This window comes from Kitasatospora saccharophila (assembly GCF_039529925.1).
Classification (GTDB): Bacteria; Actinomycetota; Actinomycetes; order Streptomycetales; family Streptomycetaceae; genus Kitasatospora; species Kitasatospora saccharophila.
Genome location: NZ_BAAANS010000058.1, coordinates 24,958 through 48,708 on the forward strand (window position 1 = coordinate 24,958; position 23,751 = coordinate 48,708).

The following is a 23,751-nucleotide window of genomic DNA, read 5'->3' on the forward strand; positions in this document are numbered from 1 at the left end:
ATCCCTCACCAGCCGTGCGGGATGCGCTCCAGCACGCCGCCCGCGAACACGTCGTACAGCGGCAGCGACTCCAGGTGCACGTAGCCGATGTGGCAGTCGCACGACCCCAACGGGCAGGCCCGCGGCCGCAGTTGCGCCCGGTACGAGTCGTCGTACAGGTTGCCCAGCGGCGGCCGGACGAAGTGGCAGCGGCGCACCGTCCCGTCCCCGTCCACCGACAGCACGCTCTCGCCCGTCCGGCACGGCAGCCCCGCGCTGCGGTGCGGGTGCCGGCTGTAGCCGAACAGCGGGTCCAGCTCCGTCCACCGCGCCGCCTCGGCGTCGGTGTAGGTGAGCCCGTCGGCCGCGTTCACCCACAGGTACACCTCCGCCGGCAGCGCCGCCCGCAGCCGGCGGGCCGCCGCCAGGTGCTCCGGCTGCCCGACCACGCCCACGCTGAACCGCACGCCCAGCGCGGTGAGTTCGGCGCACTTGGCGAGGAAGCGCGGCTCGCCGACCTGCCCCGGGTGGTACGTCACCCAGAGCGCCAGCTTCGCGCGGTCCGCCTCCGCCAGCCAGGCCGTCCGGCAGCTCGCGTTGGTCTGGATCGCCACCCGCTCCAGGTGCGGCAGCCGGCTCAGCTCCACCATCGCCCGCCGGTACCAGCCGCGCACCAGCCCCTCGCCCCACGGCGTGAACAGCACCGACAGCCGCCCGTGCCGGTACGCCGCCGCCCAGGCCGTGAACCGCTCCAGCGCGGCCCGGTCGGCCCGCAGCAGCCGGGGGGTGTCGCGCCGCTTGGCGAACGGGCAGTACGGGCAGTCGTAGTCGCAGGAGGACAGCGGGCCCCGGTACAGCAGGGTCAGGTGGTCGCTCACTTGGCCTCGTACTCCGCCATGTTGGCGCGCACCGCCGGCGAGAACAGCCGCGGCCCCACCGCGTCCGACCAGGCCAGGCCCTCCGCGCTCAGCAGCAGCCGGGCCGGGTCCCGCGCCGACAGCCAGCCGCGGGCGGCGAACTCGGCCAGCTCGGCCGGGAAGTCCAGCTCCGGGGCGCTGCCGAAGCGCTCCCGGTAGGCCGCCAGGTCGACGCCCTCGCCCTGCAGCAGCGACTGCACCAGGTGGCGGCGGCGGGTCTCCTCGTCCGTCATCACCCAGCCCAGCTCGGCCCGGGAGAAGTCCGGCGCGGCCACGTAGTCGTCGATGATCCGGCGCACCTCGCGGGCGTCCACCGCGTAGTCGAAGGAGTAGTGCAGCCGCGAGGTGTACGAGCGGGCCCCGCAGCCCAGGCCCACCATGCCGTCGGTCTGGCAGGCGTACTCGCCCGCGCTCGCGCGCGCCGCGCCGGCCCGGCGGAACATCCGCATCGACACCTGCTCGTACCCCTCGGCCAGCAGGTGGTCGCGGCCCGTCCGGTACAGCGCCAGCCGCTGGGCGTCCCACTCCGGGCTCGGCGCGTCGGCCGCGCCGTGCCGCCCCAGGCCGGTCAGCGGCCGGACGTACAGCGGGTACAGGTACAGCTCCTCCGGCTGCCAGCGCAGGGCCGCGTTGAGGGACTCCACCCAACTGGCGGGCGTCTGGCCGTCGATGCCGTAGATCAGGTCGATGTTCAGCACCGGGAACCCGGCGTCCCGCACCCGCCCCAGCGCGGCCTCCACCGCCGCCCGCTTCTGCGGGCGCACCGCCGCCCGGGCCTCCCCGTCCAGGAACGACTGCACGCCCAGGCTCAGCCGGGTCGTCCCGCGCTCGGCCAGCACCCGCAGCCGGTCCGCCGTCGCGGTGTCCGGCGACGCCTCCACCGAGAGCGGCACCGCCCGCAGGTCCGCCCCCATCCGCGACTCGGCGATGTCGCACAGCCGCTCCAGCTCGGCCGCGGTCAGGTAGGTCGGCGTCCCGCCGCCGAACGCCGCCAGCGCGAACCGGGCGTCCGGCGCCAGCGCCTCCCGCACCTGCCCGGCCTGCCGCTCCAGCGCGTCCAGGTACGCGGTGGTCAGCCCCTCCGGACTGCCGATCCGGGTGAACAGGTTGCAGAACCCGCACCGCACCTCGCAGAACGGCACGTGCAGGTACAGCGACAGCGCGTCCTGCTTCTCCCCCCGCCACAGTTCCGCGAGCCGCGGCCGCTCCGGCAGCGCGCGGTACGCCGTCTTGTGCGGGTACGCGTAGACGTAACTCCGGTACGGGGACTCGGCGGTGGTGGTGCTCATCAGGACTCCCGTGACGGGCCGGCGGGAAGGAAGAAGTGCGCGTACGGGACGGTCCAGACCACCTCGTGGCCGATCCGGTGGCCGGTGTACCCGTCCTCGCCGTACGCGGTGCCGTGGTCGGAGCAGACGATCGCGAAGCACGGCCGCCGGGCGCTCATCGCCGCGAACAGCCTGCCCACGTGCGCGTCCACGTACTCCAGCGCGGCGGCGTGCGTCTCCCGGCTGTCCCCGTCCGCGCGGGTCGCACCCGGCAGGTGGAACCAGTTCGGCTGGTGCAGCGCCGAGACGTTCAGGAACAGGAACAGCGGCCGATCGGGCGGCTGCTCGGCCGCGACCCGCTCCGCCACCGCCACCTGCGACTCGAAGGAGGTCGGCGACGGCACCCCCAACTCCGGTGCCCAGTGGCTCTCCTGGAACAACCCCGGCAGCACCGAACCCAGCGGCCCCCGCTTGTTGAAGAACCCCACCCCGCCGATGCACACCGTCCGGTACCCGGCCCCGGCGAGCGCGGTCGGCAGGTCCGGCGCGTCGAACACCCAGGTCCGCGACTCGGTGGTCTCCGAACCGGCGAACCGCGCCGCGAACAGCCGCGGGTGCGGCCCGTCCGGCGAGGCCGGCGTCGGCAGGAATCCGGCCAGGATCGCCTGGTGCGCGGCGTACGTGAAGCTCCCCGGCGAGTGCCGCCGCTCCCAGCCGGCGGGCGGCAGGACCTTCGCCAGATTGGGCAGCCGCCCCGCCGCGAACAGCTCCGCGGCGACGTCGAAGCGCAGCGTGTCGAGCGTGACCAGCAGCAGGTCGTGCGACCCGACGACCTCGTTCATGTCGGGAATCCCGTGGGGCGAAACCAGGGGCTCGGGGAACGGCGAGTCCGTGCTGCTGACGGCCGGAGCCCATCGAAGGTCCGTGCTGCTGCGTGCCTGAACAGAACCGGAAGCAGATGCGCGCTCCGGCAGTGCACCGTCAGCAGCCCCGGGCTCGCCGTTCCCCGAGCCCCTGTGTGCACGCTCCGCCGAGCCCCTGAACGCGTAGGCCGGCGAAGCCAGTTGCGCCGCGTACGTGTCCAGGCCCGCGGCCGGCCCCTCGGGGAGGCCGGGGAGGTTGGGGAGGAGGTCGCCGAAGGCGTTGACCTCGGCGACCGCGGCGCGCTGCCAGTGGGAGTGGGGGAGGAGGTCGACGCCGACCATGGGGGCGTGCGGGAAGCACCTCGCGGCGGCCTCCGCGGTGGCGAGCAGCTCGGGCCAGTGCTCGCCCGCGGCGGCCCGGGCGAGGTCGGTCCCGCCGCGGGCCCCGCCGAGGTGCAGGTTGGTCATCGGGTGCCGGCTGGTGCGGACCACCGCGTGGGTGGCCCGGCCGCCGACCACCAGGACCCGCAGGTCCGCCGCCCGGCCGTGCTGGCCGGACTTGGGGATCCAGCGTTCGACGTGCAGGCCCTCGGGGGCGAGCCGGTCGACGAGTTCGGCGACCTCCGCCGCGGAGCGGTAGCGGCGGACGGCGAGCGAGTTGTGCAGCCCGCCCGGGGCGAGTTCCACCGAGGTGGTGGCCTGGACCCGGCCGCGCGGGCCGAACTCCAGCGCCACCACGCCGGACGCGGAGGAGCCGTGCACCGGCTTGAGGAACACCCGGCGCATCCCGGCCGCCGCCAGCCGCTCCCGCAACTCCTCGAAGCCGGACGGGAGTCCGCCGGGCAGCGCGGGCGGCACCGGCACCCCGGCGGCGGCCAGCCGGGCGTGGGTGCGCCGCTTGTCGAACATCACGGCGATCTCGTCCGGGTCGCCGAGCAGGCGCACCCCGGGCCGGGCGGCCAGCCCGCGCAGGGCGGCGGTGACGCCCGCGTACCAGGCGGGGCCGCCCTCCACCCGGGTCGCGGCGTACCCCGGGCCGAGGACGGGACCGCGCAGCAGCCGGTCGGCCTCCGGGTCCTCGCCGGGCGAGTCGAGCCGGACCACCGCGCCGGGCGGCAGTTCGTACCGTCCGCGCAGCAGGTCCGACCAGGGCAGCACGGCGGGTTCCGGCCGCCCCGCGGCGCGGGCCGCGGCGGCGAACAGGGTGACCCGGCGGTGCCCCGGGCAGCCCAGGACGACCAGGGGGGACGGCTGGTGCGAGGTCAACGTTCCGCCGTCCCGCCTACTCGGAGATGGCGACGTAGCGCCAGTTGTCGCCCGGGTCCTCGGCGTCGGAGAGGTCGATCGCGACCCCGGGCAGCGCCTCGCGCAGGCGCTGCTGCATGCCCTCGGTGAGGTAGTGGTGGTGCAGGTCCAGGGTCTTCAGGTGGGTGAGCGGCTGGCCCTCCAGCAGCGCCGCCGCGCCCTCGTCGGTGAACGCGCCCATGGACAGCGACAGGCCGGTCAGCCGGGGCACCACGGGGGCCCGGGCGACCAGCGCGGCGATCCGGTCCTGCTCCTCGGAGTCCTGCAGGCCCAGGTGGGTCAGCGCGGGCAGCTTGGCGCCGGACAGGAACGGGGCGAGGTCCTCCAGCGTCCAGTCGCCGCCGTAGCCGTCGACGCCGAGCCACAGCTCCAGCCGCTCCAGCGCCGGGAAGTCGCAGGCGCCGACCGCCCGGACGACCGGGGCGGGCAGGCCGCCGGACTCGAAGCGCAGCGCCTTCAGCCGCTCGTGCCGCAGCGGCTTGAGGGCGAGCCGCTCCTTGTCCTCGTAGTCCGCGGCGGAGCCGCGCACCACCAGTTCCTCCAGCAGCGGGAAGGTCTCGAACACCGGCGTGACGTCGCACATCTGGAGCCAGGAGATCTCGCACTCCTCGCCGGTGACGTCGCAGAGGAACAGCGCCCGCAGCGCGGGCAGCCGGTCGGCGGCGGCGAGGATCAGCGACAGCGCCTCGGAGAGCGGCTCCGGCTCCTCCGGGAACCAGCGGCCCAGCACCAGCGCGGTGACCTCCGACAGGTCGACGGCGTCCACGAACGCCTGCCACAGCGCGGGGAACTCCCCGTCCTCGTCCTCCCAGTCCAGGCCGACCCGCCAGGCGGTGCTGCCCGCGGCCGGGAGGTCGCCCTTCTCCCGGGCGGTGTGGAAATCGGTGACCGGGAGGCCGTGGAACTCCTCGGCGTGGTCCCTGACAACCATGCGCTGCTCCTCGCTGCTTCTTCGTCGTACCGCTGCTGTCCGTCGCGGCCCGTGGTGGACCTCGCGGCCCGTGAGGACCCCGCGGCCCGTGGTGGGCCGGAGACCTGTCTACCAGGCGCCCGTGACGTTCACCCGCACGAAGGACGCGACGGGAGCGGGGTTGTCGGTGGCACGGCCTAGTTTTCGGGGCACGGAGTTCGGCAGCGGGCCGGACCTGACAGCGGGAGGCCCCGTGTACCGCCAGGGAGACGTACTGATCGTGCCGGTCGCGCGGAGCGCGGTGCCGGCCTCCGTCGCCCACCTGGCGCGCCGGCCGCGGGACGCCCGGGGGCGGCTGGTGCTGGCCCTCGGCGAGGTGACCGGGCACGCCCACGCGGTGGTCGGCCCGGGCGAACTCGCCCGCGAGGGCGGCCCGTTCGCCCCCGCCTGGCTGCACCTGCCGGAGGGCGGCCGGGTCGTCCACGAGGAGCACGCGGCGATCACCCTGCCCAGCGGCTGGTTCCGGGTGGTCCGCCAGCGCGAGTACGCGCCCGGCGCGGTCCGCATGGTCGCCGACTGAGCCCGCCCGCCCGCCACCCGCCCCAGACCCAGCCCACGGAGAACCGATGACCAGCCAGCTGACCGGCCGCCCGGCCGACCTCTCGGCGGCCCACTGGCGGGCCGTCGCCGCCGCCACCGGCCCCGCCGACCGTGCCACCGCCGAACAGGCCGTCAGGGACGCCTACCGGGCCGCCGGACTCGCCGAGCCCACCGAGTTCCGCTGGTACCCCTCGCCGCGCGCCGCCCTCGCCGAACTCCTCGACCACCGGGGCGAGTTCGGTGCCAGCGTGCGCGAGCAGGTGCGCACCGCCGCCTGGGAACGGGCCCGCGCCGGCGCCCTCGGCGCGCTCGGCCCCACCGGCTGGGCCGAACTGTGGAACACCACCGGCGGCGAACTCGTCGGCACCACCGACCTGCCCGCCGAACGCGTCCGCACCGCGCTGCTCGACCACTTCGCCCCCGAGCCCGAGCCGATCGACGACTGGCGCGAGGCCCGCAAGCCCGAGAACCTGGCGCTCCGCCAGGCCGCCGCCGAACGGCGCGGCCGGGTCCGGCTCGCCCTGCTGGACGCCGTGGCCGGCCAGCACGACGCCGCCTGGCTCGCCGCCTTCGACACCGCCGGCACCGGCGACGCGGCCCTCGCCGCGCTGGCCGGCGTCGCCCGCCAGACCGGCTGGTGGTGGCCGTACGAGCGCACCGTGCTGCTCAGCGAACGCCCCGCCGCCCTGCACCGCGACGAGGCCGGCCGGCTCGACCGCGCCGACGGCCCGGCCCTCGCCTACGCCGACGGTTTCGCCCTGTACGCCTGGCGCGGCATGCCCGTCCCCGCCGACTTCCCCGAGCGGCTGACCGGCCTCACCCCCGAGCGCATCCGCACCGAGGAGAACGCCGAACTGCGCCGCGTCATGCTGGAGCACTTCGGCTACGACCGCTACCTCGCCGAGTCCGGCGCCGAACCCCTGCACCGGGACGAGACCGGCGTCCTGTGGCGGATCCAACTGCCCGACGACGAGCCGGTGGTGATGGTCGAGGTGGTCAACTCCACCCCCGAACCGGACGGCACCCACCGCACCTACTACCTGCGCGTCCCGCCCGGCACCCGCACCGCCCGGGCCGGCGTCGCCTGGACGTTCGGCGTCGAGGAGGCCGACTACCGGCCGCAGCGCGAGACCTGACCGGCGGCGGGCGGCCGCTGTCAAGGGTGCGGGCCGATGATTCGGCCTGCGCCCGGCCCCCTCCGAATGGGAGGAATTCGCCGAAGCGGCACCGCTGTTCCGCAGGCGAGCACCCCTGATATACCTCGATGTCCCGGGGCGGGGACGACCCGCTCCCGAGACGAACAGGTGGTGACGGACAGTGAAGCTCCTCCGCGTGGGCCCGGCCGGCGCAGAACGACCGGTCGTGCTCGCCCCCGACGGCACCGCCCGCGACCTCCGCCCGCTCACCCCCGACCTCGACGGCGCCTTCCTCGCCGGGTTCGACCCGGCGACCCTGGACCCCGCCACCCTCCCGGTCACCGACCTCACCGGCGAACGCGTCGGCCCGCCGGTCGCCCGCCCCGGCAAGATCGTCGGCATCGGCCTCAACTACCGCGACCACGCGGCCGAGGCCGGCGCCGAGATCCCGACCGAGCCGGTGGTCTTCCTCAAGCCCGTCAACACCCTGGTCGGCCCCCACGACCGGGTGCTCGTCCCGCGCGGCAGCCTGAAGACCGACTACGAGGTCGAACTCGCCGTCGTCATCGGCCGCACCGGCCGCTACCTCGACACCCCGGCCGACGCCGCCGCGATCATCGCCGGCTACGCCGCCGCCAACGACGTCACCGAGCGCGCCTTCCAGTTCGAGCGCGGCGGCCAGTGGGACAAGGGCAAGTCCGCCGAGACCTTCACCCCGCTCGGCCCCTGGCTGGTCACCCCCGACGAACTCGGCGACCCGCAGGCCCTCGACCTGCGGCTGTGGGTCAACGGCGAACTCCGCCAGAACGGCTCCACCGCCGAGATGATCTTCCCGGTGCACGAAACCGTCCGCTACCTCACCCACTTCATGCGCCTCGACCCCGGCGACATCGTCATCACCGGCACCCCCGCCGGCGTCACCCTCGGCCGCCCCGGCACCCCCTTCCTCCGCGAGGGCGACAAGCTCACCCTCGAAGTCACCGGCCTCGGCCGCCAGGAGACGACGCTCGGCCAGGCCTAGTACGAGCACCGTCAGGGGCTCGGGGAACGGCGAGCTCGGGTCTGCTGCGGGTTCACTGCCGGAGCGCGCATCTGCTTCCGGTTCCGTTCACTACACGCAGCAGCACGGACCTCCGATGGGCTCCGGCCGTCAGCAGCATCGACCCGCCGTTCCCCGGGCCCCTGATGGTGCTCCCTGTCGAGCCCCTGACCCCTACAGCCCCATCGCGCGCAGGCGCGCGATGAGCACGCCCGCCGGGCTGTCCGCGGTCTCCAGCGCCAGCCAGCCGTGCAGGACCTCCGCGGTCTGGGCGTCGCGGACGGCGGTGGCCGCGGCCATCACCACGAACTGGTCGACCAGCCAGGCGCACAGCGAGTCGGCCGGGATCTGCCGCCCCTCGTCGAGCCAGCTGATCGCGGAGGCTTCGACCACCGAGATCCACGAGCGGACCAGCAGGGTCAGTCGCGGTCCGGCCTCCCGCACCCCCAGGTACCGCAGGGTGCGCCTCAGCGCCGCGCGGCGCACGTCGTCGACGATGGCGGAGGTGCGCGCGGTCTCGACGACCGAGCCGCCGCGCAGCAGCGCGCCGTAGCCGGCGGCGTGCTCGCCGACGAAGTCGAAGTACCGGTGCAGGACGGCGCCGAGCTGCTGGGTGGGGGTGCCGTCGGCGGCTTCGACGGTGAACCGGGTGGTGAGTTCGGAGGCGGCGCTGCGCAGGGCCGCCTCGTACAACTGCTGCTTGCCGCCGGCGAAGTAGCGGTAGACCAGCGGCCGGGAGGCGCCGGCGGCCTCCGCGACGTCGTCCAGGGAGACCTCCTCGGGCGGGCGGGAGGCGAACAGTTCGAGGGCGACGGCGATCAGTTGTTCGCGCCGTTGCTGGACGGGCAGCCTCCGGTAGGTGGCGCGGCGGGGGCGCTGCGCGGCGGTGGGGTCGTCGACGGGGTCCCCGACGGGGGAGGGGGTCGCTGCCATGGGTGCCAGGGTAGACCTCGGGCGGGCCGCCGCACCCCCTGCGCACGGCCGCGACCGGCGGAGTTCCCGTCGGGCGGGGCCCGGTCCGCGGCCGCAGACTGGGGCCGGGGCCAGCGGAGGACGGCGAGGAGCGGCCGGTGCGGTGGGTGCGGGCGGTGTGGCGGTGGATCGGGAGGTCGCCGGGGACGTACGTGTGGCTGCTGCTGCTGGCGCTCACCAGTTTCGTGGTGGCCCGGATGGATCCGGCGGCGCTAGACTACTTCCTGCAGAAGCGTTCCACCAACGTCGACCAGCTCACCTCGCGCCCGGTGCACGCCCTGCTGGCCAGCCTGATCTGGACCGAGCAGTCGAACTTCCTGTTCTACTTCGTGGTCTTCCACGTCTTCCACGTGCCGGCCGAGCGCTGGCTGGGCACCCGCCGCTGGCTGACCGTCGCGCTGACCGCGCACGTGCTGGCGACCTTCGTCAGCGAGGGCGTGGTGGCCTGGGGCGTCAACCACCAGGTGCTGCCGCCGAACATGTCGACCACGGTGGACGTCGGCGTGTCGTACGCACTGGCCGGGGTGGAGGGCGTGCTGACGTACGGGCTGGCCGGGGCGTGGCGCTGGGTGTACGGGTGCGGGCTGGTCGGCTTCTACCTGGTGCCGCTGCTGACCTCGCACACGTTCACCGATCTGGGGCACTTCTGCTCGGTGCTGATCGGCCTGGCGTTCTACCCGATCACCCGGGGCCGGCCGACCTGGGACCCGTGGCGCGGCGTGCGCCGGCCGACCCCCGTCAAGGGCTGACGAGGCCGAGAGCGGACAGGGGTTGAATTCGCCTGCGGCTCCAACAGAATGGCCGGATGGCTCATGAACTGAACGACCCTCACCCGAGCGGCCCCACCCCGCGCCGCCTCGCTGATTCCTACGTCCACGCCCTCGCCGACGCCGACCCGCTGACCGCGGTCTACCTCGGCCTCAACCCGGACGACGACCGGCTGACCGACCTGTCGCCCGAGGGCGTCGAAGCCACCGCCGAACTGGCCCGCCGCACCCTGGCGGCCCTGGACGCGCTGGAGGCGTCCGGCCCGGTCGAGGACGAGGCCGAACGCCGCTGCGCCCGGCTGCTGCGCGAGCGGCTGACCGCCGAACTGGCCGTGCACGACGCGGGCGAGGACTACCGCAGCGTCCGGAACCTGGGCTCGCCGGTGCACAACACCCGCGAGGTGTTCACCCTGCTGCCCACCGACACCGACGAGGACTGGCAGCGGCTCGGCCGCCGGCTGGCCCGCTTCCCGCTGGCGATGGCCCAGTACCGGGCGAGCCTGGAGGAGGGCGTCCGGCGCGGCCTGCTGTCGGCGCCGCGCCAGGTGGAGACGGCGGTCGGCCAGTTCGGCGAGTGGATCGACGGCGACACCCCCGGCGGCTGGTTCGGCGACCTGGTCGCCCCGGCCCCCGAGCACCTGCGCGAGCAGCTGGCCGCCACCGCCGTCGCGGCCACCGCCGCGCTCGCCGAGCTGCGCGACTGGATGCGCGACGTGTACGCCCCCGCCGCCCAGGGCACCCCCGACGCGGTCGGCCGGGAGCGCTACACCCGCTGGGTGCGCTACTGGACGGGTGCCGAGCTCGACCTGGACGAGGCGTACCGCTGGGCCTGGGAGCAGTTCCACGAGCTGGACGCGCAGATGCGGGTCGAGGCGGAGAAGGTCCGCCCGGGCGAGACCCCGATGCAGGTCATGAAGTGGCTGGAGACCGACGGCCCGGCGATCCGCGGCGAGCAGCAGGTGCAGGAGTACCTGCAGGGCCTGATGGACCGGGCGATCAACGACCTCCAGGGCACCCACTTCGACCTGGCCGAGCCGCTGCTCCGGGTCGAGTCGCGGATCGCCCCGCCCGGCGGCGCCGCCGCCCCGTACTACACCCAGCCCTCGCTGGACTTCTCCCGCCCCGGCCGGACCTGGCTGCCGACCCTGGGCCGGGAGGCGTTCCCCGAGTGGGACCTGGTCTCCACCTGGTACCACGAGGGCGTCCCGGGCCACCACCTGCAGCTCGCCCAGTGGACGTACGTCGCCGACCGGCTCTCCACCTACCAGGTCACCCTGGGCGGGGTCAGCGCCAACATGGAGGGCTGGGCGCTGTACGCCGAGCGCCTGATGGACGAGCTGGGCCACCTGACCGACCCGGGCCACCGCCTCGGCTACCTGAACGCCCAGATGATGCGGGCGCTGCGGGTGATCGTCGACATCGGCATGCACGCCGAGCTGGACTTCCCCGCCGACTCGCCGTTCGCCCCCGGCGAGCCGATGCTCCCCGAGCGGGCCCGCGAGTTCTTCGGCGCCTACTGCGGCCTGTCCGCCGACTTCCTGGACAGCGAGCTGGTGCGCTACCTGGGCCTGCCCGGCCAGGCGATCGGCTACAAGCTCGGCGAGCGGGCCTGGCTGCGCGGCCGGGCCGCGGCCCGGGCGGCGGCCGAGGCGCGCGGCGGCGAGTTCGACCTCAAGAGCTGGCACATGGCGGCGCTGTCGCAGGGCTCGCTGGGCCTGGACGACCTGGTCACCGAGCTGAGCGCGCTGTAACCGGACGGACCGCGTCCCGGGTGGCCGATGCGGCCGGGCACCCGGGACCGCCGTCCCAAATGTTGACAAACCGGCCAATTCGCCTTGCCGCCGGTCCGTCCGGGGGTTTCCCTGGGAAGAGCGCCGTACGCGCCCTGCCCCACTCCCGATCGGCGGAAGGCGGCCCCACGGTGACACCCCAGCAAGCCCCCGACACTCCTGCCGCGGATCCGCGCCGCTGGTGGGCCCTGGCGGTCATCGCCATCGCCCAACTGATGATCGTCCTCGACGCGACGATCGTGAACATCGCCCTCCCGTCCGCGCAGAAGGCGCTCGACATCTCCGACGCCAACCGGCAGTGGGTGATCACCGCCTACACGCTGGCCTTCGGCGGACTGCTGCTGCTCGGCGGCCGGATCGGCGACCTCTTCGGCCGCAAGCGGACCTTCATGGTCGGCCTGCTCGGCTTCGCCCTCGCCTCCGGCATCGGCGGCTTCGCCACCACCGGCGGCATGCTGTTCGCCGCCCGCGCCCTGCAGGGCGCCTTCGGCGCGCTGCTCGCCCCGTCCGCGCTCTCCCTGCTCTCCGTCACCTTCCGCGACCCGCGCGAGCGCGCCACCGCCTTCGGCATCTTCGGCGCCCTGGCCGGCGGCGGCGCGGCGATCGGCCTGATCACCGGCGGACTGCTCACCGAGTACCTGTCCTGGCGCTGGTGCCTGTACGTCAACGTGCCGATCGCGATCATCACCGGCATCGCCGCGTACTACCTGCTGGTGCGCGACCACGTCGACCGCTCCCGCCGGGTCCGGCTCGACCTGCCCGGCGCGGTGCTCGGCTGCGGCGGCCTGCTGGCCATCGTGTACGGCACCTCCGAGGCGGTCACCCGCGGCTGGGACGACTGGCTGGTGCTCACCGCGCTCTGCGGCGGCGTCGCCCTGCTCGCCGTCTTCGCGCTGGTCGAACGGCGCACCGAGCACGCCCTGCTGCCGATGCACCTGATCGGCGACCGGAACCGGGCCGGCGGCGCGCTCTCGGTCGGGCTCGCCGTGATCGGCATGTTCGGCCTGTTCCTCTTCCTCACCTACTACCTGCAGGTGATCAAGGGCTACTCGCCGATCAAGGCCGGCGTCTCCTTCCTGCCGATGACCGCCGCCATCGTGGTCAGCGCGGCCGGCATCGCCTCCCGGCTGATGAACCGGATCCCCACCCGGAACCTGGTCGTCCCCGGCCTGCTGCTCGGCGCCGCCGGCATGGCCTGGCTCACCCAGATCAAGGTGGACAGCCCCTACGCCACCATGGTGCTGCCCGCCGAACTGCTGCTCGGCTTCGGCATGGGCCTGGTCTTCATGCCCACCATGAGCCTGGCCACCCTGAACGTCGCCCCCGAGGAGACCGGCGCCGCCTCCGCCATCATCAACAGCGCCCAGCAGGTCGGCGGCTCGATCGGCACCGCCCTGCTCAACACCATCGCCGCCAGCGTCACCGCCACCTACCTGGCCGCCCGCAACCCCACCGACCCGCTGGTGCAGGCCAACGGCGCGGTGCACGGCTACGCCGTCGCCACCACCGTCGCGATGGCCATCCTGCTGGGCGCCGCGCTGGTCGCCTTCCTGATGATCAACCACCGCCCGGCCCCCGGCGAGGCCCGGGGCAAGGACGCCGCCGCCGAGGCCCGCGCCACGGTCTGACCCGACCGCGGGAGGCCGCCCGGCGCCACCGGAAACTCACCGACCTCCCAGCAAGTCCTGACGGCTTTCCCAGTTCGACGGCGGATATTGGGGAAGCCGTCCGGCACGCGCCCACGCCGGAACGCCGACGCGGGCGCCACCGCGACCAGGACCGGCGAGGACGGGACAGCACATGGGACGACGACACACCGGACAGGACGGCCACCGCCCGCTGCGGACGGCCGCGCTCACCTCCTTCCTCGCCGTCGGCGTCGTCGGCGCGCTGACGGCCGCCGGGCTGCTCGCCGCCCACCCGCGGCACCCGGGTCGCCCGAGCAGCGACACCGTCGCCCTGGCCGTCCCCACCACCGCCGCGCCCACCCCGACGCCCTCGTCCTCGCCGTCCCCGTCCCCGTCCCCGTCCTCCTCCGCGTCCCTCGCCCCAGAGGGCGTCCCGCTCGGCGTCACCACCACCGCCCCCGACGACGCCGAGTCCCGCCGGGTCGGCGCCCTGTTCTCCGGCCAGGCCACCCCCGGCAACCACTTCTGCACCGCCAGCGTCATCGACAGCCCCGGCCGCAACCTGATCCTCACCGCCGCGCACTGCCTCTCCGGCGCGAACGGCACCACCTTCGCCCCCGGCTACCGCGACGGCCGTGCCCCGTACGGCAGTTGGCGGGTCACCAAGGTCTACACCGCCGACGGCTGGCGCAACGGCGGCGACCCCGACGAGGACTTCGCGATCCTCGCCGTCGCCCCCAACGACGGCCGCCAGATCGAGGACGCCGTCGGCGGCAACCTTCTCGGCACCGACGCCCCCTGGACCGCCCGGGTCCGGCTCTACGGCTACCCCGCCAGCACCGAACTCCCCATCCGCTGCACCAACACCACCACCCGCCAGGACACCTACCAGCGCCGGATCGACTGCCCCGCCTTCCCCGGCGGCACCAGCGGCGGCCCCTTCGTCGACACCGACACCGGAGAGGTCATCGGCGTCATCGGCGGCTACCAGCAGGGCGGCGACACCGCCGACACCTCCTACAGCGCCGCCTTCGACCACACCATCGCCGAACTCCTCGCCGAGGCAAGCTGATAGCGGAGCACGCATTCAGAGGCGCGCACTCAGGGGCTCACGAGTGCGCGCACTCAGGGGCTCGGGGAACGGCGAGGCCGTGGCTGTTGCGGGTTCACTGCTGTTGCGCGCGTCTGCTTCTGGTTCTTGTCACTACACGCAGCAGCACGGACATTTCGATGGGCTCCGGCCGCCAGCAGCACGGACTCGCCGTTCCCCGAGCCCCTGATTCGCCTCCCGCCGGTCGGGCGGTCAGCCCATAGCGGGGGCGAAGCCGCCGTGCGAGCCGCCGTCGAGGAGGGCCGGCCAGTCGAGCGGTCCGGTCAGGCCGGCGGGGTCGGGGAGGGAGACGACCAGCGCTCCGCCGGCCTGTTCGACCTCCTCGCACCAGCGGGCGACGCCGTCGGTGTCGAAGGAGCCGCCCAGGGTGGGGAAGACGCAGCCCTCGTCGCCGGGGCCGTCCAGCACGCACATGGTCAGCCGGGCGAACACCGACCAGCCGTCCAGCGCGGGCACCGAGCCGTCCGTGACGCGCAGCACCGGCAGGCCGCCGTGCACGGGGGCGCCGCCGAGCAGCAGGATCGGCGCGGACGCCCCGGAGACCAGCCGGACCTGTTCGGGAGAGATCATCACCCGGGTACCCTGCCACACCCGGCGGGCGGCTCGGCCCGGACAGCAAGAAGGCCCAAGTCCGTTGGACCCGGGCCTCGTCGAGACTCACCTGCTGAAGTGCCCCCGGTAGGATTCGAACCTACGCACCCGCCTCCGGAGGGCGGTGCTCTATCCCCTGAGCTACGGGGGCCTGGGCTGACCTCGCGGTGTTGCCCGGCCTGACGGGGAAAACACTACCAGGGAAAGTGCGCGCCTCCGCACAGGGTTCTTCCCCGCCCCCGCCGACGGCCCGTCAGCGGGCCGCCGGATGTGACCCAAAGGCCGGACGCGGGGGGCGGGGCGCGGCTACCCTCGGTGAGGTGGCGGCGACGTCGGGGCGGGTCCTCGTGGTGGACGACAGCGAGGTGATCCGCCAACTGATCAGGGTCAACCTGGAGCTGGAGGGCTTCGAGGTGGTGACCGCCGCCGACGGTGCCGAGTGCCTGGAGGTGGTCCGCCGGGTCGCGCCGGACGTGGTCACCCTGGACGTGGTGATGCCCCGGCTGGACGGCCTGCGGACGGCGGCCCGGCTGCGCGCCTCGCGGGACACCGCGCACCTGCCGATCGCGATCGTGAGCGCCTGCACGCCGGCCGACCTGGAGCGCGGCGAGTCGGTGGGGGTGGACGGCTACCTGGCCAAGCCCTTCGACCCGGCGGAGCTGGTCGCGCTGGTGCGGCGGCTGCGGGCGGCGGCCTCGGCGGAGCGGCGCTTCGCCTACGACTTCGGCAGCCCGGCGCCGTCCGGCGGGCCGGACCCGCGCGATTCAGCTCAGAGCGAACGGAGGCAGGAACTCGTCCGGCCGGACGAGCCGCGCCCGTGAGATGTGCCCGCCAGCAGCGGCGTCCGACGACACGAAGCACGTCCGGAGCCGCGACGCGCGCCGCCGCGGACAAACCGAGTGGCGGCCGGGTCCCCCGTCTCGCCTAGGCTGGGCACCGTGACACCCGCAGAACTCTCCCAGGCAGTCCAGGCCGCCGTCAGCACCGCCATCGAGGCGGGCGAGCTGACCGTCGACGTGCCCGCGCACGTGACGGTCGAGCGGCCCAAGAACAGGGACCACGGCGACTACGCCACCAACGTGGCCCTCCAGCTCGCGAAGCCGGCCGGCAAGCCGCCGCGAGCCGTCGCGGAGATCCTGGCCGGGCGTCTGCGAGGGATCACCGGCGTCGCGAAGGTCGACATCGCCGGTCCGGGCTTCCTGAACATCACGCTGGACGCCGCCACCCAGGGCGAGCTGGCGCGCACCATCGTCGAGGCGGGCGAGGCGTACGGCCGCAACGAGGCGCTCAAGGGCCTGAAGATCAACCTGGAGTTCGTCTCGGCGAACCCGACCGGCCCGATCCACATCGGCGGCGTCCGCTGGGCCGCCGTCGGCGACTCGCTGGCCCGGGTGCTCAAGGCGACCGGCGCCGAGGTGTCGACCGAGTACTACCTGAACGACGCCGGCGTGCAGATCACCAAGTTCGCCAAGTCGCTCAAGGCCGCGGCCAACGGGCAGCCCGCCCCCGAGGACGGCTACGTCGGCGAGTACATCACCGACATCGCCAAGGCCGTCACCGACGGCGTCCCCGGCATCCTCGACCTGCCCGAGGACGAGCAGCTCCGGGCGTTCCGGACCGAGGGCCTCAAGCTGATGGTCGCCGAGATCCAGCGCTCGATGACCGAGTTCGGCGTGCACTTCGACACCTGGTTCTCCGAGCAGACGCTGCACGACTCCGGCGCCGTCGAGAAGGCCATCGAGCGGCTCCGCGAGCAGGGCCACGTCTTCGACCGGGACGGCGCGATCTGGCTGCGCACCACCGACTTCGGCGACGACAAGGACCGCGTCCTGATCAAGGCCGACGGCGAGACCACCTACTTCGCCGCCGACGCCGCCTACTACCTGAGCAAGCGGGACCGCGGCGCGGAGGTCTCGGTCTACATGCTCGGCGCCGACCACCACGGCTACGTCAACCGCCTCAAGGCCATCGCGGCCTGCGCCGGCGACGACATGGACCGCAACATCGAGGTGATGATCGGCCAGTTCGTGAAGATGCTGCGCGACGGCAAGGAGGTCCGGCTCTCCAAGCGCGCGGGCAACATCATCACGATCGACGACGTGGTCGACTGGATCGGCGTGGACGCCGCCCGCTACATGCTGGTGCGGCAGTCCACCGACTCCACCATCACCATCGACATCGACGTGGTCACCAGCCAGACCGCCGAGAACCCGGTCTTCTACGTGCAGTACGCGCACGCCCGGATGTGCTCCGTGCAGCGCAACGCGGCGGAGAAGGGCATCACCCGCAGCGCGGACTTCGCCCCGGAGCTGCTGAGCACCGAGTGGGAGAACGACCTGCTCGGCCAGCTCGGCGAGTTCCCGCGGGTGCTGGCCAAGGCCGGCGAGCTGCGCGAGCCGCACCACGTGGCCACCTACCTGGAGCAGCTGGCCCGCGCCTACCACCGGTTCTACGACAACTGCCAGATCCTGCCGAAGGGCGACGAGGAGGTCACCGACCTCACGCACGCCCGGCTCTGGCTGGCCGACGCCACGCGAACGACGCTGGCCAACGGCCTCCGACTGCTCGGCGTCTCGGCGCCCGAGCGGATGTAAGCACCAAGCCCCCAGCGCACGGTACGGAGCGAAGGGGCGGCGGACCGGTCCACGGCGGACCGGTCGCCGCCCCTCGCCATAGGTCGAGGAAGTGACAGCAAGATGAGTCGATCCGCTCACCCGGCGGGCCCCCGGCACGGCGACGTGCTGCCCGAGGGGCACTACCAGGCCCCGCCGGCCGACCTGAACGCCCTCGACCCCAAGGTGTGGGCGCGCACCGTGGCCCGCGGCGCGGACGGCGCGCTCACCGTCGGCGGGGTCGACGTGCGCACCCTGGCCGAGGAGTTCGGCACCCCCGCCTACGTGCTGGACGAGGCCGACTTCCGCTCCCGGGCCCGGGCCTGGCGGGACGCCTTCGGCACGGACGCCGACGTGTACTACGCGGGCAAGGCGTTCCTGTCCAAGGCCGTGGTGCGCTGGCTGCACGAGGAGGGCCTGAACGTCGACGTGTGCTCCTCGGGCGAGCTGCACGTCGCGCTGGCGGCCGGGATGCCGGGCGGGCGGATCGCGCTGCACGGCAACAACAAGTCGGTGCGCGAGCTGGAGCAGGCCGTGAAGGCCGGCGTCGGCCACGTCGTGGTGGACTCCTTCCAGGAGATCGAGCGGCTGGCCGAGATCGCCGGGGCGCAGGGCGTCCGGCAGCCGGTGCTGATCCGGATCACCGTCGGCGTCGAGGCGCACACCCACGAGTTCATCGCCACCGCGCACGAGGACCAGAAGTTCGGCCTCTCGCTGTCCGGCGGCCTGGCCGCCGAGGCGGTCCGCCGGGTGCTGGCCGAGCCCGCCCTGGAACTGCGCGGCATCCACTCGCACATCGGCTCGCAGATCTTCGACTTCGCCGGTTTCGAGGTCGCCGCCCGCCGGGTGGTCGGCCTGCTCGCCGAGGTCCGCGACGAGCACGGCGTCCAGCTGCCGGAGGTCGACCTGGGCGGCGGGCTCGGCATCGCCTACACCGCCGAGGACGACCCGCGCGAGCCCGCCGAGATCGCCGCCGCGCTCGGCGAGATCGTCCGACGGGAGTGCGCCGCGGCCGGGTTGACGGTCCCTCGGATCAGCGTCGAGCCCGGCCGGGCGATCGTCGGCCCCACCGCGTTCACGCTGTACGAGGTCGGCACGGTCAAGCCGCTGGAGGGCCTGCGCACCTACGTCAGCGTGGACGGCGGCATGTCCGACAACATCCGCACCGCGCTGTACGACGCCGCCTACTCGGTGGCGCTGGCCTCCCGCACCAGCGACGCCGAGCCGATGCTGGTCCGGGTGGTCGGCAAGCACTGCGAGTCCGGCGACATCGTGGTCAAGGACGCCTTCCTGCCCGCCGACCTGGCCCCCGGCGACCTGATCGCGGTGCCCGCGACCGGCGCCTACTGCCGCTCGATGGCGAGCAACTACAACCACGCCCTCAAGCCCCCGGTGCTGGCCGTCGCCGACGGCGCGGCCCGGGTGATCGTCCGCCGCGAGACGGAGGAGGATCTCCTGCGGCTGGATATCGGCTGACGAAATTTTCGTCTCAGAACGTGGACCAGCCGTAGATCTGTGCGGAAAGTCCCGGAGACTGGTGTGAACAGACATGCCCCCGGGGACGACGGAGCGCCCCGACGGGGACCGAAGAATGCAGAGCGGAGTCGGATGATGCGTACGCGCCCGCTGAAGGTGGCGTTGCTGGGCTGTGGTGTGGTGGGCTCCGAGGTGGCGCGCATCATGACGACGACGGCCGACGACCTCGCCGCCCGCATCGGTGCCCCGGTCGAGCTCGCGGGCATCGCGGTCCGACGGGCCGGCCGCCCCCGCCCCGGCGTCCCCGAGCACCTGCTCACCACCGACGCCGAGGCCCTGGTCGGCCGCGGCGACATCGACGTGGTGATCGAGGTCGTGGGCGGCATCGAGCCGTCCAAGTCGCTGATCCTGAAAGCCTTCGAGGGCGGCGCCTCGGTCGTCTCCGCGAACAAGGCGCTGCTCGCCAAGGACGGCGCCGAACTGCACGCCGCGGCCGCCGCGGCCGGCGTCGACCTCTACTACGAGGCCGCCGTGGCCGGGGCGATCCCGCTGCTGCGCCCGCTGCGCGAGTCGCTGGCCGGCGACAAGGTGAACCGGGTGCTGGGCATCGTCAACGGCACCACCAACTTCATCCTGGACAAGATGGACTCCACCGGCGCCGGGTACTCCGAGGCGCTGGAGGAGGCCACCGCGCTGGGCTACGCCGAGGCCGACCCGACCGCCGACGTGGAGGGCTTCGACGCCGCCGCCAAGGCCGCCATCCTGGCCGGGATCGCCTTCCACACCAAGGTCACCGCCGCGGACGTCTACCGCGAGGGCATCACCGAGGTCACCGCCGCCGACATCGCCTCCGCCAAGCAGATGGGCTGCGTGGTCAAGCTGCTGGCGATCTGCGAGCGGGCCGCCGACGGCGCCTCGGTCACCGCCCGGGTCCACCCGGCGATGATCCCGCTCAGCCACCCGCTGGCCTCGGTCCGCGAGGCGTACAACGCGGTCTTCGTGGAGGCCGAGGCGGCCGGCCGGCTGATGTTCTACGGCCCCGGCGCGGGCGGCTCGCCGACCGCCTCCGCGGTCCTCGGCGACCTGGTCGCGGTCTGTCGCAACAAGCTGACCGGCTCCACCGGCCCCGGCGACTCGGTCTACGCCGCGCTGCCCGCCAAGCCGATGGACGAGGTGGTCACCCGCTACCACGTCAGCCTGGACGTGGACGACCGCGCGGGCGTGCTCGCCCAGGTCGCCTCGGTCTTCGCCGACCACGGCGTCTCCATCGACACCGTGCGCCAGCAGGGCCGGGACGGCGACGCCGCGCTCGTGGTGGTCACCCACCGCGCCACCGACGCCGCCCTGTCGGCGACGGTCGACAAGCTCCGCGCACTGGACAGCGTGCGCGACGTGGCCAGCATCATGCGGGTCGAAGGGGAATAAGGAAAACCGGTATGAACGCCATTGCCGAAAGCACAGCCCGAGGCAGCCACACCCACCAGTGGCGCGGCCTCATCGAGGAGTACCGCGACCGCCTCCCGGTCTCCGACTCCACCCCCGTGGTGACCCTGCTGGAGGGCGGCACGCCGCTCGTCCCCGCCCAGGTGCTCTCCGAGCGCACCGGCTGCGACGTCTACCTCAAGGTCGAGGGCGCCAACCCGACCGGCTCCTTCAAGGACCGCGGGATGACCATGGCCATCTCCAAGGCCAAGGAGGACGGCGCCCAGGCCGTCATCTGCGCGTCCACCGGCAACACCTCCGCCTCCGCCGCCGCCTACGCGGTGCGGGCCGGCATGGTCTCCGCGGTGCTCGTCCCGCAGGGCAAGATCGCCCTGGGCAAGATGGGCCAGGCGCTGGTGCACGGCGCCAAGATCCTGCAGGTCGACGGCAACTTCGACGACTGCCTGACGCTGGCCCGCGAGCTCTCCGAGAAGTACCCGGTGGCCCTGGTCAACTCGGTCAACCCGGTGCGCATCGAGGGCCAGAAGACCGCCGCCTTCGAGATCGTCGACATGCTCGGCGACGCCCCGGACGTCCACGTCCTGCCGGTCGGCAACGCGGGCAACATCACCGCCTACTGGAAGGGCTACCGCGAGTACGCCGCGGACGGCCTGGCCACCCGCACCCCGCGCATGTGGGGCTTCCAGGCGTCCGGCTCGGCCCCGATCGTGGACGGCGCCCCGGTGCTCAAGCCGCAGACCATCGCCACCGCGATCCGGATCGGCAACCCGGCCTCCTGGGACTACGCGCTGGCCGCCCGGGACGACTCCGGCGGCCTGATCGACAAGGTGACGGACCGCCAGATCCTGGCCGCCTACCGCCTGCTGGCCGCGCAGGAGGGCGTCTTCGTCGAGCCCGCCTCCGCCGCCTCGGTGGCCGGCCTGCTGGCCAAGGCCGAGGCCGGACTGGTCGACCCCGGCCAGCGGATCGTCTGCACCGTCACCGGCAACGGCCTCAAGGACCCGGACTGGGCGGTGGCCGGCGCCCCGCAGCCGCAGGTCGTCCCGATCGACCCGGAGACGGCCGCCCGCCGCCTGGGCCTGCTCGACTGACGCCACCGACGCCACTGACCGGGCGTCAACCCGGCGAGCGGCCGGCCCCCTCCGGGCCGGCCGCTCGCCGCCGTTTTCCGGTCACCCCACCGGCGCTTTCGCGCTGCTCGGGGCAACACGGAAGATCCGAGTCGAGCAGGGTGTACCGCTCCGGAACCTCTCTTCGATACGCTGGACCCCGGCGGGCCGCGCCATGCTGCGCGCCCCCTTTCGAGACCCCGCCGCCAGAACCACCGCCGCCCCCGTCGTCCGCGTCGTCCGGGCCTGGCTCCCCCCACTTTCTCAGGAGTGTGTCCACCGCATGGCCGGTCCCGCGTTCCGCGCCGCCGCCGTCCGGGTCCGCGTCCCCGCGACCAGCGCCAACCTCGGCCCCGGCTTCGACGCCTTCGGCCTCGCCCTGGGTCTCTACGACGACGTGGTGGTCCGGGTCGCCGACTCCGGTCTGACCGTGGACATCGCCGGCGAGGGCGCCGAGAACCTCGCCCGCGACGAGCGCCACCTGGTGGTCCGTTCGATGCGCGCCGCCTTCGACCGGCTCGGCGGCCAGCCCCGCGGCCTCGAAGTGGTCTGCGCCAACCGGATACCGCACGGCCGCGGTCTGGGCTCCTCGTCCGCCGCGATCTGCGCCGGCATCGTCGCCGCCCGCGCCGTCACCATCGGCGGCGCCTCCGCGCTCGGCGACGACGCGCTGCTGGCCCTCGCCTCCGAGCTGGAGGGCCACCCCGACAACGTCGCGGCCTGCCTGCGCGGCAACTTCACCGTCGCCTGGACCGAGGACGGCGGCGCCCGCACCATCACGCTTGACCCCTCCGACCGGGTCGTGCCGGTCGTGTTCATCCCCTCCACCGAGGTGCTCACCGAGACCGCCCGCGGCCTGCTCCCCAAGACCGTGCCGCTCTCCGACGCCGCGCTCAACGCGGGCCGGGCCGCCCTGCTGGTCGAGGCGCTCACCCGCAGCCCGGAGCTGCTGCTCACCGCCACCGAGGACCGCCTGCACCAGGACTACCGGGCCTCCGCGATGCCGGACAGCGCCGCCCTGGTCGCCGCCCTGCGCGCCGAGGGCGTCCCCGCCGTCATCTCGGGTGCCGGACCGACCGTGCTCGCGCTCACCGACGAGGCCCACGTCGGCAAGGTGCTCAACAGCGCGGGGGCGCAGTTCGCGGCGCACCGGCTGGAGCTGGACCGCACCGGCGCCACCGTCCTGCCGCTCGACATGTGAGACGGACACGATTGACAAGCAAAGGGCTGGGGAATGTGTCAGGGGGTAGGTAGTGTTAACCTCATTGCTGCACCAGGTGCCCTCCGGGCGCCGGTGCGACGCATCCCGATCCCGTTCCCCCGTCCGCACGGGGGCCGGAAGCTCGGGAGCACGATTCTCCGGGAGCTCGCCACACCGCGTACGCAGCCTGCCTGCGCAAGTGGGGCCCATCCCGAAGCCGTGACGGCACCGGACTCCCACCTCCAGCCTCCGCACTGAGGCTCGGCCGGGCGGGGCCCGCAGTGCCGCCGCGCGACGGGGGCCCGGGCATCAACAGGCGCAGCGAGGTCGGCAGCAGAACCCGGCCGTCCGCGCCGCTTCGCACCACAGTGCACCGCACTTCGCAGCTCCCCGGAAGGACCAGCCTTCCGCGGGAATCCAGCCCCTGGCCGGCGCAAAGAGCCGCTGGACAGGACAGCACAACCGGTCGCCGTGCCAGACAGGCCGACGTCCGCTCCAGGGAAGGACCCTTAGTGAGCGACACCACCGATCTGATGGGCGCGCGCCCGGACGCCGAGGCGTCGGACGCGGCAGCCCCTGCGGCTCCGGCGCGACGCCGTCGTACCGCTGCCGCCGGCCTGGACGGCCTGGTGCTGGCCGAGCTCCAGAAGCTCGCCTCGTCCCTCGGGATCAGCGGCACCGGGCGGCTGCGCAAGAGCCAGCTGATCGAGGCCATCAAGGAGAAGAGCGGCGGTGACCCGCTGCTCGCGGGCGCCTCCGGCTCCGCCGCCCCGGCCGCGAAGAAGGCCGCCAAGGCCGCCGCGCCCGCCGCCGAGGCCGCCCCGGCCGAGGAGCAGGGCGAAGCGGCCCCGCCGCCCGCCGCCCGCCGCACCCGGCCCGCCCCGGCCGCCGAGCCGCAGCCGCAGGCGCAGATCGAGATCCCGGTGCAGGCCGCCGCCGAGACCGCGGCCGCCACCGCCCGGGCCGAGCGCCCGCGCCGCCGGGCCACCGCCGCGGAACTCCTCGCCACCCTCCCCGGCTCCGCCCTCGCCGCC

General features: G+C 74.0%; 20 protein-coding genes, 1 tRNA gene and 1 pseudogene. 14 read left to right on the top strand and 8 right to left on the bottom strand.

Features of this window, described 5'->3' with window-relative positions:
• Positions 1-5 precede the first annotated feature (5 nt).
• The 5 genes and pseudogenes from ABD345_RS31760 to ABD345_RS31780 all read right to left on the bottom strand — a co-directional run bounded on the left by ABD345_RS31760 (position 6) and on the right by ABD345_RS31780 (position 5,263).
• A complete protein-coding gene (locus ABD345_RS31760) occupies positions 6-857 on the bottom strand; it encodes an STM4011 family radical SAM protein (RefSeq protein ID WP_344557212.1) in 852 nt (283 codons plus the stop codon).
• A complete protein-coding gene (locus ABD345_RS31765) occupies positions 854-2,185 on the bottom strand; it encodes an STM4012 family radical SAM protein (RefSeq protein ID WP_344557214.1) in 1,332 nt (443 codons plus the stop codon). Before ABD345_RS31765 ends, ABD345_RS31760 begins: the two co-directional genes overlap by 4 nt.
• Complete coding sequence (locus ABD345_RS31770; RefSeq protein WP_344557243.1) at positions 2,185-3,006, bottom strand: STM4013/SEN3800 family hydrolase; 822 nt, start codon at positions 3,004-3,006, stop codon at positions 2,185-2,187. Before ABD345_RS31770 ends, ABD345_RS31765 begins: the two co-directional genes overlap by 1 nt.
• Positions 3,007-3,207: 201 nt before the next feature.
• Positions 3,208-4,293: pseudogene (locus ABD345_RS31775) on the bottom strand (STM4014 family protein); the annotation flags it as partial.
• A 16-nt stretch (positions 4,294-4,309) separates the two neighbouring features.
• A complete protein-coding gene (locus ABD345_RS31780; RefSeq protein WP_344557215.1) occupies positions 4,310-5,263 on the bottom strand; it encodes an STM4015 family protein in 954 nt (317 codons plus the stop codon).
• A 232-nt stretch (positions 5,264-5,495) separates the two neighbouring features.
• Here ABD345_RS31780 and ABD345_RS31785 point away from each other — a divergent pair, with 232 nt between their 5' ends.
• From ABD345_RS31785 to ABD345_RS31795, 3 genes are all read left to right on the top strand, one after another.
• On the top strand, positions 5,496-5,822 hold the full coding sequence (locus ABD345_RS31785; RefSeq protein WP_344557217.1) for a hypothetical protein: 327 nt from the start codon (positions 5,496-5,498) through the stop codon (positions 5,820-5,822).
• A 46-nt stretch (positions 5,823-5,868) separates the two neighbouring features.
• Positions 5,869-6,978, top strand: coding sequence for a DUF6745 domain-containing protein (locus ABD345_RS31790; RefSeq protein ID WP_344557219.1), 1,110 nt, complete (start codon positions 5,869-5,871; stop codon positions 6,976-6,978).
• Between the two features lie 181 nt (positions 6,979-7,159).
• Positions 7,160-7,999: a fumarylacetoacetate hydrolase family protein gene (locus ABD345_RS31795; RefSeq protein WP_344557221.1), complete on the top strand. Its 840-nt coding sequence runs from the start codon at positions 7,160-7,162 to the stop codon at positions 7,997-7,999.
• Between the two features lie 192 nt (positions 8,000-8,191).
• Here the strand turns inward: ABD345_RS31795 and ABD345_RS31800 are convergent, their stop codons facing one another.
• The gene (locus ABD345_RS31800; RefSeq protein WP_344557223.1) at positions 8,192-8,950 is read right to left on the bottom strand and encodes a TetR/AcrR family transcriptional regulator; all 759 of its coding nucleotides are present in this window, start codon (positions 8,948-8,950) and stop codon (positions 8,192-8,194) included.
• Positions 8,951-9,087: 137 nt separating this feature from the next.
• Between ABD345_RS31800 and ABD345_RS31805 the strand changes: the two genes are divergently transcribed.
• The 4 genes from ABD345_RS31805 to ABD345_RS31820 all read left to right on the top strand — a co-directional run bounded on the left by ABD345_RS31805 (position 9,088) and on the right by ABD345_RS31820 (position 14,246).
• Positions 9,088-9,738 (top strand): rhomboid-like protein, encoded by a 651-nt coding sequence (locus tag ABD345_RS31805; protein ID WP_344557225.1) that lies wholly within the window; start codon positions 9,088-9,090, stop codon positions 9,736-9,738.
• 56 nt (positions 9,739-9,794) lie between these two features.
• On the top strand, positions 9,795-11,507 hold the full coding sequence (locus ABD345_RS31810) for a DUF885 domain-containing protein (RefSeq protein WP_344557227.1): 1,713 nt from the start codon (positions 9,795-9,797) through the stop codon (positions 11,505-11,507).
• Positions 11,508-11,761: 254 nt separating this feature from the next.
• Positions 11,762-13,174 carry an MFS transporter gene (locus ABD345_RS31815; RefSeq protein ID WP_425556904.1) on the top strand — a complete coding sequence of 471 codons (1,413 nt, stop codon included), beginning with the start codon at positions 11,762-11,764 and terminating at the stop codon, positions 13,172-13,174.
• Between the two features lie 172 nt (positions 13,175-13,346).
• Complete coding sequence (locus ABD345_RS31820) at positions 13,347-14,246, top strand: trypsin-like serine peptidase (RefSeq protein ID WP_344557231.1); 900 nt, start codon at positions 13,347-13,349, stop codon at positions 14,244-14,246.
• A gap of 231 nt (positions 14,247-14,477) precedes the next feature.
• Here ABD345_RS31820 and ABD345_RS31825 read toward each other — a convergent pair whose 3' ends face one another.
• A complete protein-coding gene (locus tag ABD345_RS31825; RefSeq protein ID WP_344557232.1) occupies positions 14,478-14,855 on the bottom strand; it encodes a hypothetical protein in 378 nt (125 codons plus the stop codon).
• A gap of 100 nt (positions 14,856-14,955) precedes the next feature.
• Positions 14,956-15,027 (bottom strand) — tRNA-Arg (locus ABD345_RS31830).
• A gap of 169 nt (positions 15,028-15,196) precedes the next feature.
• Between ABD345_RS31830 and ABD345_RS31835 the strand changes: the two genes are divergently transcribed.
• The 7 genes from ABD345_RS31835 to ABD345_RS31865 all read left to right on the top strand — a co-directional run.
• On the top strand, positions 15,197-15,697 hold the full coding sequence (locus ABD345_RS31835; protein ID WP_344557233.1) for a response regulator: 501 nt from the start codon (positions 15,197-15,199) through the stop codon (positions 15,695-15,697).
• Between the two features lie 117 nt (positions 15,698-15,814).
• Positions 15,815-17,470, top strand: a complete 1,656-nt coding sequence (gene argS, locus ABD345_RS31840; RefSeq protein WP_344557234.1) for an arginine--tRNA ligase — start codon at positions 15,815-15,817, stop codon at positions 17,468-17,470.
• 102 nt (positions 17,471-17,572) lie between these two features.
• A complete protein-coding gene (lysA, locus tag ABD345_RS31845; RefSeq protein ID WP_344557235.1) occupies positions 17,573-18,964 on the top strand; it encodes a diaminopimelate decarboxylase in 1,392 nt (463 codons plus the stop codon).
• A gap of 132 nt (positions 18,965-19,096) precedes the next feature.
• The gene (locus ABD345_RS31850; protein WP_344557236.1) at positions 19,097-20,389 is read left to right on the top strand and encodes a homoserine dehydrogenase; all 1,293 of its coding nucleotides are present in this window, start codon (positions 19,097-19,099) and stop codon (positions 20,387-20,389) included.
• Positions 20,390-20,400: 11 nt separating this feature from the next.
• Positions 20,401-21,498, top strand: coding sequence for a threonine synthase (gene thrC / locus ABD345_RS31855; RefSeq protein ID WP_344557237.1), 1,098 nt, complete (start codon positions 20,401-20,403; stop codon positions 21,496-21,498).
• Positions 21,499-21,799: 301 nt separating this feature from the next.
• A complete protein-coding gene (gene thrB, locus ABD345_RS31860; RefSeq protein ID WP_344557238.1) occupies positions 21,800-22,717 on the top strand; it encodes a homoserine kinase in 918 nt (305 codons plus the stop codon).
• 512 nt (positions 22,718-23,229) lie between these two features.
• Positions 23,230-23,751: Rho termination factor N-terminal domain-containing protein (locus ABD345_RS31865; RefSeq protein WP_344557239.1), on the top strand; the 522-nt coding region annotated here is incomplete at its 3' end.

What these genes read in the sequence shown, in the direction of transcription:
- ABD345_RS31765 (WP_344557214.1), bottom strand. Translation starts at nt 2,185, where the DNA reads ATGAGCACCACCACCGCCGAGTCCCCGTACCGGAGTTACGTCTACGCG.
- ABD345_RS31770 (WP_344557243.1), bottom strand. Translation starts at nt 3,006, where the DNA reads ATGAACGAGGTCGTCGGGTCGCACGACCTGCTGCTGGTCACGCTCGAC.
- ABD345_RS31780 (WP_344557215.1), bottom strand. Translation starts at nt 5,263, where the DNA reads ATGGTTGTCAGGGACCACGCCGAGGAGTTCCACGGCCTCCCGGTCACC.
- ABD345_RS31790 (WP_344557219.1), top strand. Translation starts at nt 5,869, where the DNA reads ATGACCAGCCAGCTGACCGGCCGCCCGGCCGACCTCTCGGCGGCCCAC.
- ABD345_RS31800 (WP_344557223.1), bottom strand. Translation starts at nt 8,950, where the DNA reads ATGGCAGCGACCCCCTCCCCCGTCGGGGACCCCGTCGACGACCCCACC.
- ABD345_RS31810 (WP_344557227.1), top strand. Translation starts at nt 9,795, where the DNA reads ATGGCTCATGAACTGAACGACCCTCACCCGAGCGGCCCCACCCCGCGC.
- ABD345_RS31815 (WP_425556904.1), top strand. Translation starts at nt 11,762, where the DNA reads ATGATCGTCCTCGACGCGACGATCGTGAACATCGCCCTCCCGTCCGCG.
- ABD345_RS31820 (WP_344557231.1), top strand. Translation starts at nt 13,347, where the DNA reads ATGGGACGACGACACACCGGACAGGACGGCCACCGCCCGCTGCGGACG.
- ABD345_RS31825 (WP_344557232.1), bottom strand. Translation starts at nt 14,855, where the DNA reads ATGATCTCTCCCGAACAGGTCCGGCTGGTCTCCGGGGCGTCCGCGCCG.
- lysA (WP_344557235.1), top strand. Translation starts at nt 17,573, where the DNA reads ATGAGTCGATCCGCTCACCCGGCGGGCCCCCGGCACGGCGACGTGCTG.
- ABD345_RS31850 (WP_344557236.1), top strand. Translation starts at nt 19,097, where the DNA reads ATGATGCGTACGCGCCCGCTGAAGGTGGCGTTGCTGGGCTGTGGTGTG.
- thrC (WP_344557237.1), top strand. Translation starts at nt 20,401, where the DNA reads ATGAACGCCATTGCCGAAAGCACAGCCCGAGGCAGCCACACCCACCAG.
- thrB (WP_344557238.1), top strand. Translation starts at nt 21,800, where the DNA reads ATGGCCGGTCCCGCGTTCCGCGCCGCCGCCGTCCGGGTCCGCGTCCCC.